General features: G+C 71.1%; 13 protein-coding genes. 9 read left to right on the forward strand and 4 right to left on the reverse strand.

The features are described from left to right. Nucleotides 1–88 precede the first annotated feature (88 nt). Nucleotides 89–1,432 (forward strand): serine hydrolase domain-containing protein, encoded by a 1,344-nt coding sequence (locus HNR40_RS22715; protein ID WP_184964500.1) that lies wholly within the window; start codon nucleotides 89–91, stop codon nucleotides 1,430–1,432. Here the strand turns inward: HNR40_RS22715 and HNR40_RS22720 are convergent, their stop codons facing one another. Both HNR40_RS22720 and HNR40_RS22725 read right to left on the reverse strand, forming a co-directional pair. Continuing rightward, complete coding sequence (locus HNR40_RS22720) at nucleotides 1,433–3,004, reverse strand: amidohydrolase (protein WP_184964502.1); 1,572 nt, start codon at nucleotides 3,002–3,004, stop codon at nucleotides 1,433–1,435. After that, nucleotides 2,980–4,395: an APC family permease gene (locus HNR40_RS22725; RefSeq protein ID WP_184964504.1), complete on the reverse strand. Its 1,416-nt coding sequence runs from the start codon at nucleotides 4,393–4,395 to the stop codon at nucleotides 2,980–2,982. Before HNR40_RS22725 ends, HNR40_RS22720 begins: the two co-directional genes overlap by 25 nt. A 102-nt stretch (nucleotides 4,396–4,497) precedes the next feature. On the opposite strand from HNR40_RS22725, the gene HNR40_RS22730 reads away from it, so the two are divergent. Beyond that, nucleotides 4,498–5,094 carry a TetR/AcrR family transcriptional regulator gene (locus tag HNR40_RS22730; protein WP_184964506.1) on the forward strand — a complete coding sequence of 199 codons (597 nt, stop codon included), beginning with the start codon at nucleotides 4,498–4,500 and terminating at the stop codon, nucleotides 5,092–5,094. Nucleotides 5,095–5,098: 4 nt separating this feature from the next. Here the strand turns inward: HNR40_RS22730 and HNR40_RS22735 are convergent, their stop codons facing one another. Both HNR40_RS22735 and HNR40_RS22740 read right to left on the reverse strand, forming a co-directional pair. Beyond that, the gene (locus HNR40_RS22735) at nucleotides 5,099–6,523 is read right to left on the reverse strand and encodes an alpha/beta fold hydrolase (protein WP_184964508.1); all 1,425 of its coding nucleotides are present in this window, start codon (nucleotides 6,521–6,523) and stop codon (nucleotides 5,099–5,101) included. 52 nt (nucleotides 6,524–6,575) lie between these two features. Then, nucleotides 6,576–7,469, reverse strand: coding sequence for an N-acetylglucosamine kinase (locus HNR40_RS22740; protein WP_184964510.1), 894 nt, complete (start codon nucleotides 7,467–7,469; stop codon nucleotides 6,576–6,578). A gap of 37 nt (nucleotides 7,470–7,506) precedes the next feature. Here HNR40_RS22740 and HNR40_RS22745 point away from each other — a divergent pair, with 37 nt between their 5' ends. The 7 genes from HNR40_RS22745 (at nucleotide 7,507) to HNR40_RS22775 (ending at nucleotide 14,981) form a co-directional block, all read left to right on the forward strand. Continuing rightward, nucleotides 7,507–8,409 (forward strand): MurR/RpiR family transcriptional regulator, encoded by a 903-nt coding sequence (locus HNR40_RS22745; protein WP_246509379.1) that lies wholly within the window; start codon nucleotides 7,507–7,509, stop codon nucleotides 8,407–8,409. Then, nucleotides 8,406–9,152, forward strand: a complete 747-nt coding sequence (locus HNR40_RS22750) for a sugar isomerase domain-containing protein (protein ID WP_184964512.1) — start codon at nucleotides 8,406–8,408, stop codon at nucleotides 9,150–9,152. The genes HNR40_RS22745 and HNR40_RS22750 overlap by 4 nt, the downstream gene beginning before the upstream one ends. Nucleotides 9,153–9,222: 70 nt before the next feature. After that, nucleotides 9,223–10,620: an N-acetylglucosamine/diacetylchitobiose ABC transporter substrate-binding protein gene (gene ngcE / locus HNR40_RS22755; RefSeq protein WP_184964514.1), complete on the forward strand. Its 1,398-nt coding sequence runs from the start codon at nucleotides 9,223–9,225 to the stop codon at nucleotides 10,618–10,620. Next, the gene (locus HNR40_RS22760; protein WP_184964516.1) at nucleotides 10,617–11,501 is read left to right on the forward strand and encodes a carbohydrate ABC transporter permease; all 885 of its coding nucleotides are present in this window, start codon (nucleotides 10,617–10,619) and stop codon (nucleotides 11,499–11,501) included. The genes ngcE and HNR40_RS22760 overlap by 4 nt, the downstream gene beginning before the upstream one ends. Beyond that, a complete protein-coding gene (locus tag HNR40_RS22765; RefSeq protein ID WP_184964518.1) occupies nucleotides 11,498–12,346 on the forward strand; it encodes a carbohydrate ABC transporter permease in 849 nt (282 codons plus the stop codon). The genes HNR40_RS22760 and HNR40_RS22765 overlap by 4 nt, the downstream gene beginning before the upstream one ends. Before the next feature lie 26 nt (nucleotides 12,347–12,372). Then, nucleotides 12,373–13,650, forward strand: coding sequence for a cellulose binding domain-containing protein (locus HNR40_RS22770; RefSeq protein WP_184964520.1), 1,278 nt, complete (start codon nucleotides 12,373–12,375; stop codon nucleotides 13,648–13,650). A gap of 80 nt (nucleotides 13,651–13,730) precedes the next feature. Further along, nucleotides 13,731–14,981: a cytochrome P450 gene (locus HNR40_RS22775; protein WP_184964522.1), complete on the forward strand. Its 1,251-nt coding sequence runs from the start codon at nucleotides 13,731–13,733 to the stop codon at nucleotides 14,979–14,981. Nucleotides 14,982–14,983 lie beyond the last annotated feature (2 nt).

A 14,983-nucleotide genomic window follows, 5' to 3' on the forward strand; every position in this document is an offset into this window, starting at 1 on the left:
GTTAGCCGGGCCCGGGTTGCGCATTCTTCACCCATGTGCGTACAGTGTTCGCATCAAGGGAACGAAGTGCGCATCTGTGGAGGAAAGAATGGATCTCGCATATTGGCAGGCCCGGCTCGACGACCTGCGCGCCACCCACCACGTGCCGGGCGCGACGCTGGCGGTGGTGGCCGGCGGCGAGATGTACGAGCTGGCCAGCGGCCTGCTCCACCGAGGCACCGGAGTGGAGGCCACCACCGACTCGGTGTTCCAGCTGGGCTCGGTCGCCAAGATCTACACGGCCACGCTGGTCATGCAGCTGGTCGACGCCGGTCAGCTCGACCTCGACGCCCGGGTCGCCGACGTGCTGCCCGGCTTCGCCGTCGCCGACGCGGAGGCCACCAAGACGATCACGGTCAGGCAGCTGCTCACCCACACCAGCGGTCTCAGCGGCGACTTCCACCTCGACACCGGCCGGGGCGACGACTGCGTCGCCCGCTACGTCGAGGCCTGCAAGGACCTGAGCCTGGACTGCCCCACCGGCAGCGCGCTGTCCTACAGCGGCAGCGGCTACGTCATCCTGGGCCGCATCGTCGAGGTGATCACCGGCCTGACCTGGGACCAGGCGCTGAACGAACGCATCCTGACCCCGCTCGGCCTGGACCAGACGATGACGCTGCCCGAGGAGGCGCTGCGCTTCCGCGTGGCCATGAGCCACCTCGGCGGCCCCGGCGCCTACCCCGAGCCCGCCCCCGTGTGGGACTTCCAGGCACGCGCCGCCGCCCCCGCCGCCCGCGTCCTGGCCACCGCGGGCGATCTGGCAAGGTTCGCCCGGATGCACCTCAACGGCGGCGCCGGCGTCATCTCCCCCGGGACCATCGCCGCGATGCAGCGCCGCGAGGCCGACAGCCCGGACAAGTGGACCCTCAGCGCCGACGCGTGGGGCCTCGGCTGGACGCTGTACGACTGGAACGGCGTGCGCGGCTACGGCCACGACGGCTCGGCCGTGGGCCAGTTCGCCTACCTGCGCGTGGTGCCGGAGGCGGGCGTGGCGATCGCGCTGCTGACCAACGGCGGCTCCACCCGCCAGCTCTACGCCGACCTGTTCGGCGAGCTGCTGGCCGAACTGGCCGGCGTGCGCGTGCCGGAGCCGTTCGGCCCGGCCGCCGAGCCGCCCAAGGTCGACTGGGCCGCGCTGACCGGCACCTACCGCCGCGAGGGCGCGAAGCTGACCGTGACCGAGGGCCGGCTGCTGTATGAGTTCGTCGACGGCATGGAGGGCATCTCCCCGCCCCTGGACGTCGAGCTCGGAACGGTCACCCCGACCGTGTTCGCGGGCAGCGGCGCCGGCCCCTCGTTCAACGACGACTACATGCCCGTCGTGTTCTCCACGCTGACCGACGGCACCCCGTGCGTGTACGTCGGCATGCGCGTCACCCCCAAGATCGCCTGATCAGGGCCGCTCGAACACGACACGTCCCCCGGTCACGGTCAGCGTGACCGGGGACTCGGCCAGCTCGTCCGCGGGCGCGGTGACCGGGTCGAGCGCGAGCGCGGTGAGGTCGGCCTGGAAGCCGGGGGCGATCCGGCCGGACACCGACTCGGTCGAGGAGGCCAGCGCCGCGTGCGAGGTGCAGCCCTCCAGCGCCATCAGGCCGCTCAGCCCATGGCCGGTGGCCGCGCCGCGCGGCTCGCGGGCGGCGGCCAGGATCTGGCGGGCGTCGTAGTGGGCGATCGGCCAGTCCGAGCCCAGCGCGAGCGTGGCGCCGGCCTCGCGCAGGTCGCGGCAGCGCCAGGCGCGCGCGGCCCGCTCGTCACCGAGGCGCTTGGACCATTCGTCGGTGTGGTCGGCGCGCGTGTAGGCGGTGTGCGGGGGCTGCATCGAGGCCGCCACGCCCAGCCTGGCGAACCGGCCGACCTGGTCGTCGGCCAGCGTCTCGATGTGCTCGACGCGGTGGCGCGGGCCACCCGCCCCCAGCCCTTCGATCGTGTCGAGGACATGGCGGACGGCCGCGTCGCCGATCGCGTGGGTCGCGGTGGGCACGCCCACCTGATGCAGCGTCCGTACGGCATGCCGGTAGTCGGCCGGATCGAGCCAGAAGGCGTCGGTCCCCTCGCCGTGGCAGTCGGCGTGCTCGAGCCAGGCGGTGCCACCCTCGACGGTGCCGTCCATGAACAGCTTCACCCCGCCGACCCGCCAGGTACGGCCGTGCTTCTGCTGCATGCCGATCAGGCCGGCGAACTCGTCGGGGCCGTCGCCGGGCATGCACCAGGGGGCCAGGCGGAGCCGTACGGGAAGGTCGTGTTTGTCCTCCACGGCGGTGAGCAGGTCGAGGTCGTCGGCGCCCACGTCCATGACGTGGGCGCCGGTCAGGCCGGTCGCGGCCATGCGGGACAGGAGGTCGAGCAGGCGTTCGGCACGTACGGCCGGCGGCGTGGCGGGCAGCAGCGGCGTCATCAGCTCCATCGCGGCGTGTTCCACGAGGTGGCCGGTCGGGCGGCCGTCGGCGTCGCAGACGACGGCGGCGCGCTGGGCGAACGCGCGCGGCCCGTCGATGCCGGCCAGCTCCAGCGCGGCCCGGCTGACCAGGACGGAGTGCGCGTCATAGAGCCGCAGGTGCGCGGGCGCGCCGGACACCGCCTCGTCGATCAGGTCGTGGTGGAGCGCCCGGCCGCCGAACACATTGTGGTCGAGCCCGTAGCCGAGCACCCACCCGTCCACCGGCGGCGCCGCGCGGAGGGCCGCGCGCAGGCCGTCGAGGTCGGTGACCTCGGACAGGTCGGTGCCGGTGGCCAGGTCCAGGCCCCACAGCGGGTGGGCGTGCGCGTCGGTCAGGCCGGGCACCAGGGTGGCTCCGGCCAGGTCCACGACGCGGGTGCCGTTCCCCTGCCAGTCCCGCGCGTCGGTGTCGTCGCCGACGGCGGCGATCAGGCCGCCCTTGACGGCGAGCGCGGTGGCGCGCGGCCGGGCCGGGTCGAGGGTACGGACGCGGGCGCCGATCAGGACGAGGTCGGCTGTGGGCACGGTTCACTCCCGAAGTTCTGGTAGACCTCCGCGCGGTGCCTTCTGAGCCAGAACGCGAGCCCTGTTCCGATGGCGAAGACCGCGGGGATGAGGGTGAGGATGACGGTGTTCACCGCGACGACGCCGCCGGTGAACAGGGAGATCTTGGTGACGATCAGGCCGAGCGCCCCGGCGAGCAGGACCGCGGCGGCCACGGGCGCGACCAGCGTGCGCACCACGCCCTCCCCCTGCCGGTTCCTGCTGAAATAGAACGGTACGGCGATGGCCGCCAGCAGCATCAACGTCACCAGGCTCATCATGCCGAGCGTGTTCACCCAGAGCAGCAGGTGGGTGTACGGATCGGCGCCGGCCAGCCAGAAGGCGAGCACGACGACCAGCCCGAGCGCGGTCTGCGCGATGCCCGCGACATAAGGGGACTGGTGGCGCGGATGGATCCGGCCGAGGACGGACGGGAGCACCCGCTCCTCCGACAGCGACAGCGTGTAGCGGTTGATCGCGTTGTGGAAGGCGAGCAGCGAGGCGAAGATGCTGGTCACGATCAGGATGTGCATGAGGTCGGCGGCCCAGCCGCCCACGTAGGCCGTGATCGCGGTGAAGAAGAGCCCGGCCGGGTCGTCGGCGGCGGCCTTCACGATGGCCGCGCTGCCGAAGGCCTGGATCACGATCCAGACGATGAACGCGTAGAAGACGCCGAGGAAGGCCAGCGCGACGTAGGTGGCGCGCGGGATCGTGCGGCCGGGGTCACGGGCCTCGCGCCGGTAGATCACGGTCGACTCGAACCCGGTGAACGCGCCGAACGCGAACGCCAGGACGGCGATGATGCCCGGCGACGTCACGTTGGCCGGGGCGAAGGAGTCCAGGCTCAGCGTGCCCTTCAGCAGCACCCCGCCGGCCAGGAGCAGCAGGATCGCGGTCTCGGCCACGAGCAGGACGCCCAGGACCTTGGCGCCGAAGTTGATCGAGCGGTAGCCGCCGTAGTAGGTGATCAGCAGCCCGGCCACGGCGATGACGACCCAGGGCACGTCGATGCCCAGCAGGCTCTTCAGCGTGCCCGCGGTGGCGCTGCCGAGCAGGCCGTACACGCCGATCTCCATGGCGTTGTAGCCGACCATGGCCACCAGCGCGCCGCCGGCTCCGGCCGGGCGGCCCAGGCCGCGGGTGATGAACGCGTAGAAGGCGCCGCCGCCGCGTACGTGCCTGCTCATCGTGGTGAAGCCGATCGCGAAGATCGCCAGGACGAGACCGGCGACCAGGTAGCCGGCGGGGGCCCCGATGCCGCCGAGCATGATCGCGATGGGCGAGACGCCCGCCATGACGGTGAGCGGCGCGGCGGCGGAGATGACGAAGAAGGAGATGTCGACGCTGCCGAGCGAGTTGGATCTGAGAGGCATGGCGGTTACGCCCTTCCAGGCACCAGAAACCTAAAGCCTTTTGATTTTGGCAATGTAGCCTCTGAGAGCACGCTTGAGAAGACGTAACGGGGAGAACGACACATGGGCCGGCCTCGGACACCACTCCTTGACCGCGAACGCATCACCACCGCCGCGCTGGCCCTGGTCGACGAGCAGGGCGAGGTCAGCCTGCCGCAGATCGCCCGGCGGCTCGGCGTGCAGACCGGCTCGCTCTACCACCACGTCGACGGGCGCGAGGGCGTCATCGAGCTGATCCGCGAGCACGTCTCCTACCGGATCGACTCCTCCATGCTCGACCTGCCGCCGTGGGACGAGGCGCTGGCCGGCTGGGCCCGTTCCTACCGGGCCGCCTTCGCCGCGCACCCGCGCGCCATCCCGCTGCTGCTGGCGACGCCGGTGCGCACGCCCCGGGTGCTGGGGCAGTACGAGCAGGCCGTGCGGATGCTGAACGAGGCCGGATTCGCCCTCCGGGAGGTGCTGACCATGATCACCGCGGTGGAGAACCTGATCTTCGGCTCGGCTCTTGATCTGGCCGCGCCGGACCCGATCTGGGACCTGTCCGACCAGAGCGGCACCCCCGCCCTGTCGCAGGCGATGGCCGCGGCCCCGCCGACCCGCGCCGACGACGCCTTCGAACTGGCCCTGGCCGCCTGCCTGGCCCACTTCAAGAGCCGCTGACGTCTCATTCGGCCGGGCAGGTGGTGCCCGGCTCGGGCAGGCGGAGGTCGGTCAGGTACTCGGTGGCGTACCTGATGGGGCACTTCTTGCCCGACAGGTACATGACGTGGCCGGGGCCTTCGTAGGCCACGGTCCTCGATCCCGGGATCAACCGGGTGAAGCTCTCGCTCCACACGTAGTCGCCCCAGGTGCTTCCCATGCCGAGGAAGGGCGGCAGGCCGCTGACGGGGAGCGGGCGGGGCGGGTTGGCGACCTTCCCCGGCCAGCCGGCGCAGCCGAGCGCGTCGAACGCGGATCCGCCGAAGTTCGGCGAGACCTTCTCCGCCTGGCGGCGGAACTCCCGTAGCTGGCTGTAGCCGGCGAAGCCGCGGCCGTCCGCGCAGGTCATCGCCAGCGCGCCGGGTGTGGCCCAGATCCGCGCATTGCCGAGGGCGAAGTCCGCGAACCCCGATCCGTCGCCGCGCCGGGCCTTGTCGACCGACTCGGCGAACTCCAGCCACCGCGTCTCCTTCGGACCCGGGTCGGCGCTGAAGGCGAAGCCCCTCAGGTGCCAGCCGGTCAGCTCGCCCTTGCCGAACTCGGACGACGTGACCGGGATCGGGCGGCGGTCGGCGTCCCTGATGAGCGTGCGCCAGACCGCTCCGGCGTCCTCACCGTGCAGCGCGCAGGCGGGGGTGTCCGCGCACCAGGCGGTGAACCTGCGGAAGACCTGTTCATGCACGGGCAGGGCGCGCAACCACTGGCGGGGCCAGCCGTCGACCTGGTTGATCGTTCCGTCGAGGTACATGGCGCGGATGCGCCGCGGGAACAGCCGGGCGTACGCGGCGGCGGGCACCCCGCCGTAGGAGTTGGCCATGAAGCTCAGCCGTTCCTCGCCCAGCGCCCGGCGGACCGCGTCCATGTCCCTGGCCACCGACAGGGAGTCCATGTGGTGGAGCAGCCCGGTCCTGTCCGCTTTCTGGCACGTGGTGAAGGCCTTGGCCATCGCGGCCGCCAGCGCCTCGTACTCCCTCGGGCTCCTGGTCTCGGTCAGGGTCGTACCGGGCCGCATGCACGCGGGCGGCACCTGCTGGATCCACAGACTGTTGCGCGGGCGGTAGGCGACGAGGTCGAACCTGCGCCGCAGCTCGGTGAGGTCGGCCGCGCCGTGCTTGAGGTCCTCGATCCCGTTGGAGCCGGGACCGCCGGGGACGCCGAGGACGCTGCCGATCCGGCGCGCGGGCTCGGTGGCGGGCAGCCGGGCCAGTTCCAGGCGCACCTTCCGCCCGTCCGGCCTGGCCCAGTCGACAGGCACCTCGATGGCGGCGCACCGCATGCCGGGCACGCCCTGGTCCGCGCAGTCCCGCCAGGACGGCTTCGGGGTGCCGGAAGCCGGGATGGTGGCCGCGAGCGCCACCAGTGCGACGGCGATGTTCGTGACAGTCATCATGCTCACCAGCCTGGCGACGCCGGCCGGGGACCACCATGAGGCCGTCCTCCGCCTATGTTCGGGACACCCCCCACGTGTCCGGCAGGAAGTCCTGGTGGGGTGTTCGAGGTGCGAGTGAGCGCGCCGCCAGCCAGGCAGCGGCGTCCTCGCCCCGCCCGGCGACCACCGGCGCGCAGTCCGGCAGCAGATCGCGTACGGCCCGCCGTACCGGACCCTCGCTCGTCAGCACGCTCCCGGCCAGCACGACGGGTGTGCCGGGCGCGTGCACCTCCCGGAAGGTCCGCACCAGCAACCCGGCCGCGCGCTCGACGATCTTCACCGCCTCCGGATCACCCTCCTCGGCCGCCCGGCTGACCAGGGGCGCCAGCTCGGCCAGCGCCAGCGGCGGGGCCGCCTGCACGGCCACCGCCACCATCTCCGGCTCCCCGACGCCGAGATGCTTGAGCACCGCCGCGGTGAGCGAGCCCGGCGTCCCGCGGACGGCCGAGCGGGCCGCCTGCCGCCCGATCCAGAACCCGGAGCCCTCGTCGCCGAGCTGCCAGCCGTGCCCGTCGGCCGTCGCCGCGATCTCGTGGTCAATAATTTTCGCCGCGATCGCTCCCGTGCCGGAGATCAGCGCGGTTCCCGAGGCCGCCGGGGTGCCCGCGGCGAAGGCCACGACCACGTCCCCGACCACCCGGGGCGGCACCGGGAAGTGCGCGGCGAGCCCCTCGGGCAGCCCTTCGATGCCCGCCAGCCCGATCACCGCCGCCCTGACACCGCCGCGCCCGGCCGCCGCCAGCGCCTCCTCGACAGCCCTGCCCACCTGGAGGAAAGCCTCCACGGGCGGACAGGCAGCCGGGTTGCCGCACCCCGCCCGCCCTCGCCCCAGCACCTGCCCGTCCAGAGTCGCGACGACCGCGCGCGACGACGTCCCTCCGGCGTCCACGCCGAGAACTAAACTCATGTCAAGAATTATCGGCCCAAACCCTTGACGACGCCAGATGATGAGCATAATTTTCACCATCAAGGAGGACGACGTGGAACTACTGCCCCGGATCCGGGCCGAGCAGGACGAGATGCCCGAAGCGCTGCGCAAGGTCGCGGAGGTGATCCTGGACGACCCGGCGGAGACGGCCAGGATGACCATCGTGGACCTGGCCGAGCGCAGCGGCACCTCTACGGCCACGATCACCCGGTTCTGCCGGGCGCTGGGCTTCAGCGGTTACGCCGAACTCCGGGTCACGATCGCCAGCCAGACCGGCCGGGCCGCCCAGCAGCACTGGGACACCGACATAGGGCAGGAGATCCTGCCCGCCGACGGCCTGGACAAGGTGCTGGGCGTGGTCTCCAACAGCGACATCCGGCTGATCCAGGAGACCGCCGCCCAGCTCGACCTGGCCACGGTGGAGAAGGTGGCGGGCGTCATCAAGAACGCCGGCCGGGTGCTGCTGTTCGGCGTGGCCAGCAGCGCGGCGGTCGCCGGTGAGATGGAGTACCGGCTCCAGCGCATCCGCGTCCCCACCTGGAGCAGGTCGGACGCGCACAGCGCGCTGACCGACGCCGCGCTGCTGACCGACGGCGACGTGGCGATCGGCATCTCGCACAGCGGCAGGACCAGGGAGGTCATCGAGGTGCTCGCCGAGGCGGCCGGCCACGGCGCGATCACCGTCGCGGTGACCTCGCACCCGAGCTCGCCGCTGGCCGAGGTGGCCGAGCTGGTCCTCACCACGGCGGCGCGGGAGACGACCTTCCGCAGCGACGGGTTCGCCGCGATCCACTCCCAGCTGCTCGTCCTCGACGTGGTCTACGTCGCGGTCGCGCAGCGCACCTACGAGCGCACCAAGGAGGCGTTCGACCTGACGGTACGCGCCGTCACCGGACACCGCCTAGACGGAGGGCAATGAATCCCGACATATACGCACAACACGTGGCCGACCTGGTCAGCACCATTCCGCAGACCCACGCCGGCGAGATCGGACAAGCCGCCCGCCTTATCGGCAAATGTCTCGACAACGGGGGCGTGATCCAGGCCTTCGGCTCCGGCCACTCCGAGGCGGTCGCCATGGAGATCGCCGGCCGCGCCGGCGGCCTCGTGCCCACCAACCGGCTCGCCCTGCGCGACATCGTCCTGTACGGCGGAGCCGACCGCGCCGAACTCACCCGCTACGACCTCGAACGCGACCCCACCGTGGCGCACCGCATCCTGGCCGCCGCCCCGATCGGCGAGCCGGACCTGTTCGTGGTCATCTCCAACTCCGGCGTCAACGGCGTCGTGGTGGAGCTGGCCCAGGCCGTCAAGGAACGCGGTCACGACCTGATCGCCATCACCTCCCTGGCCCACAGCACCGCCGTCGCCTCCCGCCACCCCTCGGGCGCCCGGTTGTGCGACCTGGCCGACGTGGTCCTCGACAACATGGCGCCCTACGGCGACGCCGTGCTCCCCCTTCCCGACGGCGGCGCGGTCGGCGCGGTCTCCACGATCACCTCGGCCCTGCTCGCCCAGCTCGTCGTCACCCAGGTCGTCCGCGACCAGCTGGAGGCGGGCAAGGTCCCGCCGATCTACCTGTCGGCCAACGTGCCGGAAGGCGACGAGCACAACCTGCGCCTCGAAGCGCTCTACGCGGGCCGGATCCGCCGCGGCTCCTGAACTCCCTTGTCACTCCTCTCGCTTCTCACTGAGGCGAGGTGAGGTCTCTTAGCCGAAAGCTGTCTTCGTCATGCCTGAAAACACCCCCACCCGCCGGGGATTCCTCGGCCTGCTCGCCCTCACCCCGGTCGTCGCCGCCTGCGCCACCGGCGGCGGCGCGCCCGCGCCCTCGGTCCCGGCCGCCGCCGGGCCCACCAGCGCCGCCAACCCGCTCGGCGTCGCCGCCAAGGACCCGCTGGACGTCGTCATCTTCAAGGGCGGCTTCGGCGACGACTGGGCGAAGTTCGCCGAGTCGCTCTACACCAAGCGCCATCCCGAGGCGAAGATCAAGCACGCCGGCATCCAGGGCGTCGGCCAGGCCATGCAGCCGCGCATGGTGGCCGGGGACCCGCCGGACGTGATCGACAACTCCGGCGCGGGCGCGCTGGACGTCGCCTCGCTGGTCGCCGACAAGCAGCTCTTGTCGCTGGAGAAGTTACTCGACGCGCCCTCGGCCGACGATCCGGCCGTCAAGGTGCGCGACACGCTGGTCCCCGGCATCGTCGAGGCGGGCAGCTTCGGCGGCGTGCCGTACGTGCTCAACTACGCCTATACCGTCTGGGGCCTTTGGTATAGCTCCTCGCTGTTCGCCAAGCACGGCTGGACCTATCCGGCGACCTGGGCCGAGATGCTGACGCTCGGCGACGAGATCAAGAAGGCGGGCCTGGCCCCCTGGACCTACCAGGGTAAGTACCCCGAGTACATGAACGACCCGCTGCTCACCATGGTCGCCAAGGCCGGCGGCATGGAGCAGGTCGCGGCCATCGACAACCTGGAGCCCGGCGCCTGGCGGGCCGACAGCGTCAAGGCCGTCGTCGAGGCCTTCGCCGAGCTGGCCGGGCGCGGGCACATCATGAAGGGCTCCGAGGCGCTGTCGCACACCGAGGCGCAGACCGCCTGGTGCCAGGGCAAGGCGGTCTTCATCCCCTGCGGCTCCTGGCTGGAGGCCGAACAGGCCAAGGTCACCCCCGCCGGCTTCGACATGGTCGTCGGGCCCACGCCCCGGCTCTCCGACGCCGACAAGCTGCCCGGCACCGCCATCCAGGCCGCGGGCAGCGAGCCGTTCATCATCCCGGCCCAGGGCAAGAACACCGCCGGCGGGCTGGAGTTCCTGCGCCTCATGCTGGCGAAGGAGAGCGCGGCCAACTTCGCCACGACCGCCAGCGCCATGCCGGTGCGCAAGGACGCGCTGGAGGGGCTCCAGCTGTCCAGCGGGCTGAAGTCGGTGGGCGAACTGGTCGCGGCGGCGGGCAAGGACGCGCTGTCCTACCGCTTTCCCGGCTGGTACGCGCCGCTGGCGAAAGCCGTACACGACTCGACGGGAGAGCTGCTCAACGGCCGGGTCAGCGCCGCGCGGTGGACGGAGCGCGTGCAGAAGGCCGCCGACCAGGTGGCCGCGGACGCCTCGATCACCAAGTACAAGCGATGAGGCACCGCCGGCTGCCGTTCATCGCGGGGTTCCTCGTCCTGCCGCTGACGCTCTACGCGGTGCTCGTGCTCTCGCCCTACGCGCAGGCGTTCTACCTGGCGCTGACCGACTGGCGCGGGGTCTCGGCGCGGGCGGAGTTCGTCGGCGCGGACAACTTCGCCCGGCTGCTGGACGATCCGCAGGTGCTGGGGGCGCTGAAGAACAACGCGGTCATGCTGCTGGTGGTGCCGATCGCCACCGTGGTGCTCGCGTTGTTCCTGGCGGCGGCGCTCAGCCTTGGCCGCCGGCGGGGCGCGGGGGTCTACCGCGTCGTCTACTTCTTCCCGCAACTGCTGTCGGTCGCCGTGGTCGGTGTCCTGTTCCAGTTCGTCTACACCCCGAACTCCGGGCTGCTCAACGGAGTCCTGAACCTGCTGGGCATCGAGGGACGCTCCTGGCTCGGCGACCCGTCGCTCGCGCTGTGGGCGGTCATGGCGGTGGTCGTGTGGAGCGCGGTCGGCTTCTACGTGGTGCTGTTCTGCGCCGCGATGGAGTCGATCCCCCGGGAGATCCTGGAGGCCGCCGCCATCGACGGCGCCTCCGCGCTCACCCGGCTGATCCGCGTCGTGCTGCCGCTGGTCTGGGAGAACGTCCAGGTCGCCTTCATCTACCTGGGCATGGCCGCGCTCGACGGCTTCGCCATCGTGCAGATCATGACCGTGGGTCCCGGCGGCCCCGACAACGCCACCGAGGTGCTCGGCCTCACCCTCTACCGCAACGCCTTCACCTACGGGAAGTTCGGCTACGCCTCCGCGCTCGGGGTCGCGCTGTTCTTCCTCACGCTGGCGCTCGCCGTGCTCGTGCTGCGCGGTTCGCGCCGCGACAGGGTGGAGATGGCATGACCCATTCTCATCGGGTACGGCGGCCGCGCCCGTGGACCTCGTTGCTGCACGTGGCCCTCGTCGGCTGGGGCGTCATCGTCACGCTGCCGCTGGTGTGGGCGGTGATGAGCTCGTTCAAGGCGGACCGGGACATCCTGACCAGCCCGTGGAGCCTGCCGGACCGGCTGCATGGGGAGAACTGGGTCCGAGCATGGACAGAAGCCTCTATCGGCCGATATTTCCTGAACTCGGCGGTTGTGGTGGGGAGTGCGGTGGTCCTCACCATGTTGTTCGGGGCGATGGTCGCCTATGTGCTGGCCCGTTACCGCTTTCCCGGCTCGCGGCTCATCTACTACCTGTTCATCGCCGGGATGGCCTTCCCGCTCTTCCTCGCCCTCGTGCCGCTCTTCTTCGTCGTGCGCTCCCTGGGCCTGCTCGGCACCCCACTCGGGCTGATCCTCGTCTACACCGCGTACGCGTTGCCGTTCACCGTCTTCTTCCTGACGTCCTTCTTCCGCACGCTGCCCACCTCCGTCGCCGAAGCCGCCTTCCTCGACGGCTGCTCCCATTCCGGCGTGTTCTTCCGGGTCATGCTGCCCATGGCCAAGCCCGGCCTCATCAGCGTCGGCATCTTCAACTTCCTCGGCCTCTGGAACCAGTACCTGCTGCCGCTCGCGCTCAACCCGGAGGAGTCCGAGTTCGTCCTGGCGCAGGGGCTGGCGGTGCTGGCCGTGCGGCAGGGCTATGCCAGCGACTGGAGCGGGCTGTTCGCCGGGCTCACGATCTCGATGCTGCCGGTGCTGGCCGCGTACGTGGTCTTCCAGCGCCGTATCACCTCCGGCCTCACCGCCGGAGCCGTCCGTTAGCGCCAACAGGTGAGGAGAACCCCCCGATGATGAAGCACTTACTCGTGGCCATGGCCGTGCTGGGCACGCTGGCCGTGCCCGCACAGGCCACGGCCGCTCCGGCGGTGCGCCTGCAGTACTACACGACCGCGCCCCAGCCCGCCGCGCCCCAGGCGGAGCCGATCTTCAACCTGGTCAACTCGGGCACGACCACCCTCCAGCTGCGCGATCTGAAGATCCGCTACTACTTCACCGGCTCGGGACCCCACGTCTTCGCCTGCTCGTGGGCGCGGGTGGGGTGCTCGCAGGTCACCGGGACGTTCGGCAACGGCCACCTGGAGCTGGGCTTCCGCGGCGGGACGCTGGGCGCGGGCGCCCAGACCCAGGTGGAGGTGCGCTTCTACCGGGCCGACTGGCAGTCGTTCAGCCAGAGCGACGACTACTCCTTCGGCGCCGTGTCCGCCTACACCGACTGGCCGAAGGCCACCGTCCACCGGTCCGGCACGCTGATGTGGGGCGACCCGCCGCCCACGTCGGGTCCCGCCGGCGTGCTGTTCGACGACTTCGCGTACACCAATGCCGATGACCCGCTCATCGCCGCGCGCAACTGGACGGTCCGCACCAACCCCGGCGGTCCGGGCGTGCCCGGAGCCACCTGGCCGAAGGGGAACGTGACCTTCCCGACCGCCGACGGCGCCAAGGTGATGCAGCTGAAGGCGACCAACGACGGCGTCAACATCACCCAGTCGGAGATGCTGCACCAGCGCAAGTTCTTCGAGGGCACCTACGCCGCCCGGGTGAAGTTCAGCGACGCCCCCACCACGGGCGCCGACGGAGACGAGACCGTGCAGACGTTCTTCACCATCACCCCGCTGGACGCGCCGATGGACCCGAACTACGGCGAGCTGGACTTCGAGTACCTGCCCAACGGCGGATGGGGCCTGACCGGCCCGCTCATGTACATGACGAGCTGGGAGACCTACCAGCCCGACCCGTGGCTGGCCGACAACACCTCGACGTTCGTCAACTCCAGCCACGCCGGCTGGCACGACCTGGTCGTCCAGGTCTCCGGCGGCACGCTCCGCTACTACGTCGACGGCCGGCTCGCCGCCGAGCACGGCGGCAAGTACTACCCGGAGACGCCCATGTCGATCAACTTCAACCACTGGTTCATCACGGCCGGCCAGACCGGTACGGCGCGCACCTGGATCCAGCAGGTCGACTGGGTGTACCACAGCAAGAACGAGGTGGTCTCCCCCGCCGAGGTGAGCAGCCGGGTCGCCGGCTACCGCGCGGGCAACGTCACCTGGCAGGACACCATCTGACCGAAGGCGGCTCGGCCCCGCCCCGGTCGGTGGAAGATCATAGTGTGAGCCCGTTTTCGCGCACACTAAGGAACTCCCCCATGACGATGACTCTGACCGAGGCGGGGCTGACCCTCGCCGACCCGTCGGCCTACGCCGACGAGGCCCGGCTGCACCAGGCGCTCAGCCTGCTGCGCCGCGACGAGCCGGTGCACTGGGTGGAGGCGGCGGGATACCACCCGTTCTGGGCCGTGACCCGCCACGCCGACATCATGGAGATCGAACGCGACCATGCCGTCTTCCGCAACGCGCCCCGCCCGGTGCTGGCCAAGGCCGAGACGGACGAGCGGATGGAGCGGAGCCGGGCCGAGGGCACCGCGCTGCGGACGCTGATCCACATGGACGACCCGCAGCACCGGGTGACCCGCGCGATCGGCGCCGACTGGTTCAAGCCCAGGGCCATGCGCGCGATGGAACAGCGGGTGCGCGAGCTGGCCCGTCAGTACGTGGACCGGATGAGCGAGTACGGCGGCGAATGCGACTTCACCACCCAGGTCGCCACGCACTACCCGCTGTATGTGATCCTCTCGCTGCTCGGCCTGCCGGAGTCCGACTTCCCCCGGATGCTCAAGCTCACCCAGCAGTTGTTCGGCGGCACCGACAAGGAGTTCCAGCGCGGCGGCACCACCGAGGACATCATGGCGACGCTGCTCGACTTCTTCACCTACTTCCACCGCCTGACCGCCGCGCGCCGCGACACCCCCACCGACGACCTCGCCTCGGCCATCGCCAACGCCCGCGTCGACGGCGAGCTCCTGTCCGACTACGACGCCGCCTCCTACTACGTCATCATCGCCACCGCCGGGCACGACACCACCAGCTCCACGATCAGCGGCGGCCTGCACGCGCTCATCGAGCACCCGGCCGAGCTGGCCCGGCTGCGCGAGGATCCCGCCCTGCTGCCGACCGCGGTCGAGGAGATGATCCGGTGGGTCACGCCGGTCAAGGAGTTCATGCGTACGGCCGCCGCCGACACCCGGGTGAACGGCGTGGCCGTACGGGAGGGCGAGTCTGTGCTCCTGTCCTACCCCTCGGCCAACCGCGACGAGGCCGTCTTCACCGACCCGTTCCGCTTCGACGCGGGCCGCGACCCCAACAAGCACCTGGCCTTCGGGTTCGGCGTCCACTACTGCCTCGGCGCGGCCCTGGCCCGCATGGAGACCCGGGCCCTGTTCGACGAGCTGCTCCCGCGTCTCGACTCGATCGAGCTGGCCGGAACGCCCGAGTGGATGTCGACCACGTTCGTGGGCGGCCTGAAGCACCTGCCGATCCGCTACCGCCTGAAAGACTGACC

The organism is Nonomuraea endophytica (genome assembly GCF_014203235.1).
Taxonomy (GTDB): domain Bacteria; phylum Actinomycetota; class Actinomycetes; order Streptosporangiales; family Streptosporangiaceae; genus Nonomuraea; species Nonomuraea endophytica.

Bases quoted from the DNA above. Each gene is read 5' to 3' on its own strand.
- HNR40_RS22725 (WP_184964504.1), bottom strand. From the start codon at position 4,395: ATGCCTCTCAGATCCAACTCGCTCGGCAGCGTCGACATCTCCTTCTTC.
- HNR40_RS22735 (WP_184964508.1), bottom strand. From the start codon at position 6,523: ATGATGACTGTCACGAACATCGCCGTCGCACTGGTGGCGCTCGCGGCC.
- HNR40_RS22770 (WP_184964520.1), top strand. From the start codon at position 12,373: ATGATGAAGCACTTACTCGTGGCCATGGCCGTGCTGGGCACGCTGGCC.
- HNR40_RS22740 (WP_184964510.1), bottom strand. From the start codon at position 7,469: ATGAGTTTAGTTCTCGGCGTGGACGCCGGAGGGACGTCGTCGCGCGCG.
- HNR40_RS22760 (WP_184964516.1), top strand. From the start codon at position 10,617: ATGAGGCACCGCCGGCTGCCGTTCATCGCGGGGTTCCTCGTCCTGCCG.
- HNR40_RS22745 (WP_246509379.1), top strand. From the start codon at position 7,507: ATGATGAGCATAATTTTCACCATCAAGGAGGACGACGTGGAACTACTG.
- ngcE (WP_184964514.1), top strand. From the start codon at position 9,223: ATGCCTGAAAACACCCCCACCCGCCGGGGATTCCTCGGCCTGCTCGCC.
- HNR40_RS22765 (WP_184964518.1), top strand. From the start codon at position 11,498: ATGACCCATTCTCATCGGGTACGGCGGCCGCGCCCGTGGACCTCGTTG.
- HNR40_RS22730 (WP_184964506.1), top strand. From the start codon at position 4,498: ATGGGCCGGCCTCGGACACCACTCCTTGACCGCGAACGCATCACCACC.
- HNR40_RS22775 (WP_184964522.1), top strand. From the start codon at position 13,731: ATGACGATGACTCTGACCGAGGCGGGGCTGACCCTCGCCGACCCGTCG.
- HNR40_RS22715 (WP_184964500.1), top strand. From the start codon at position 89: ATGGATCTCGCATATTGGCAGGCCCGGCTCGACGACCTGCGCGCCACC.
- HNR40_RS22750 (WP_184964512.1), top strand. From the start codon at position 8,406: ATGAATCCCGACATATACGCACAACACGTGGCCGACCTGGTCAGCACC.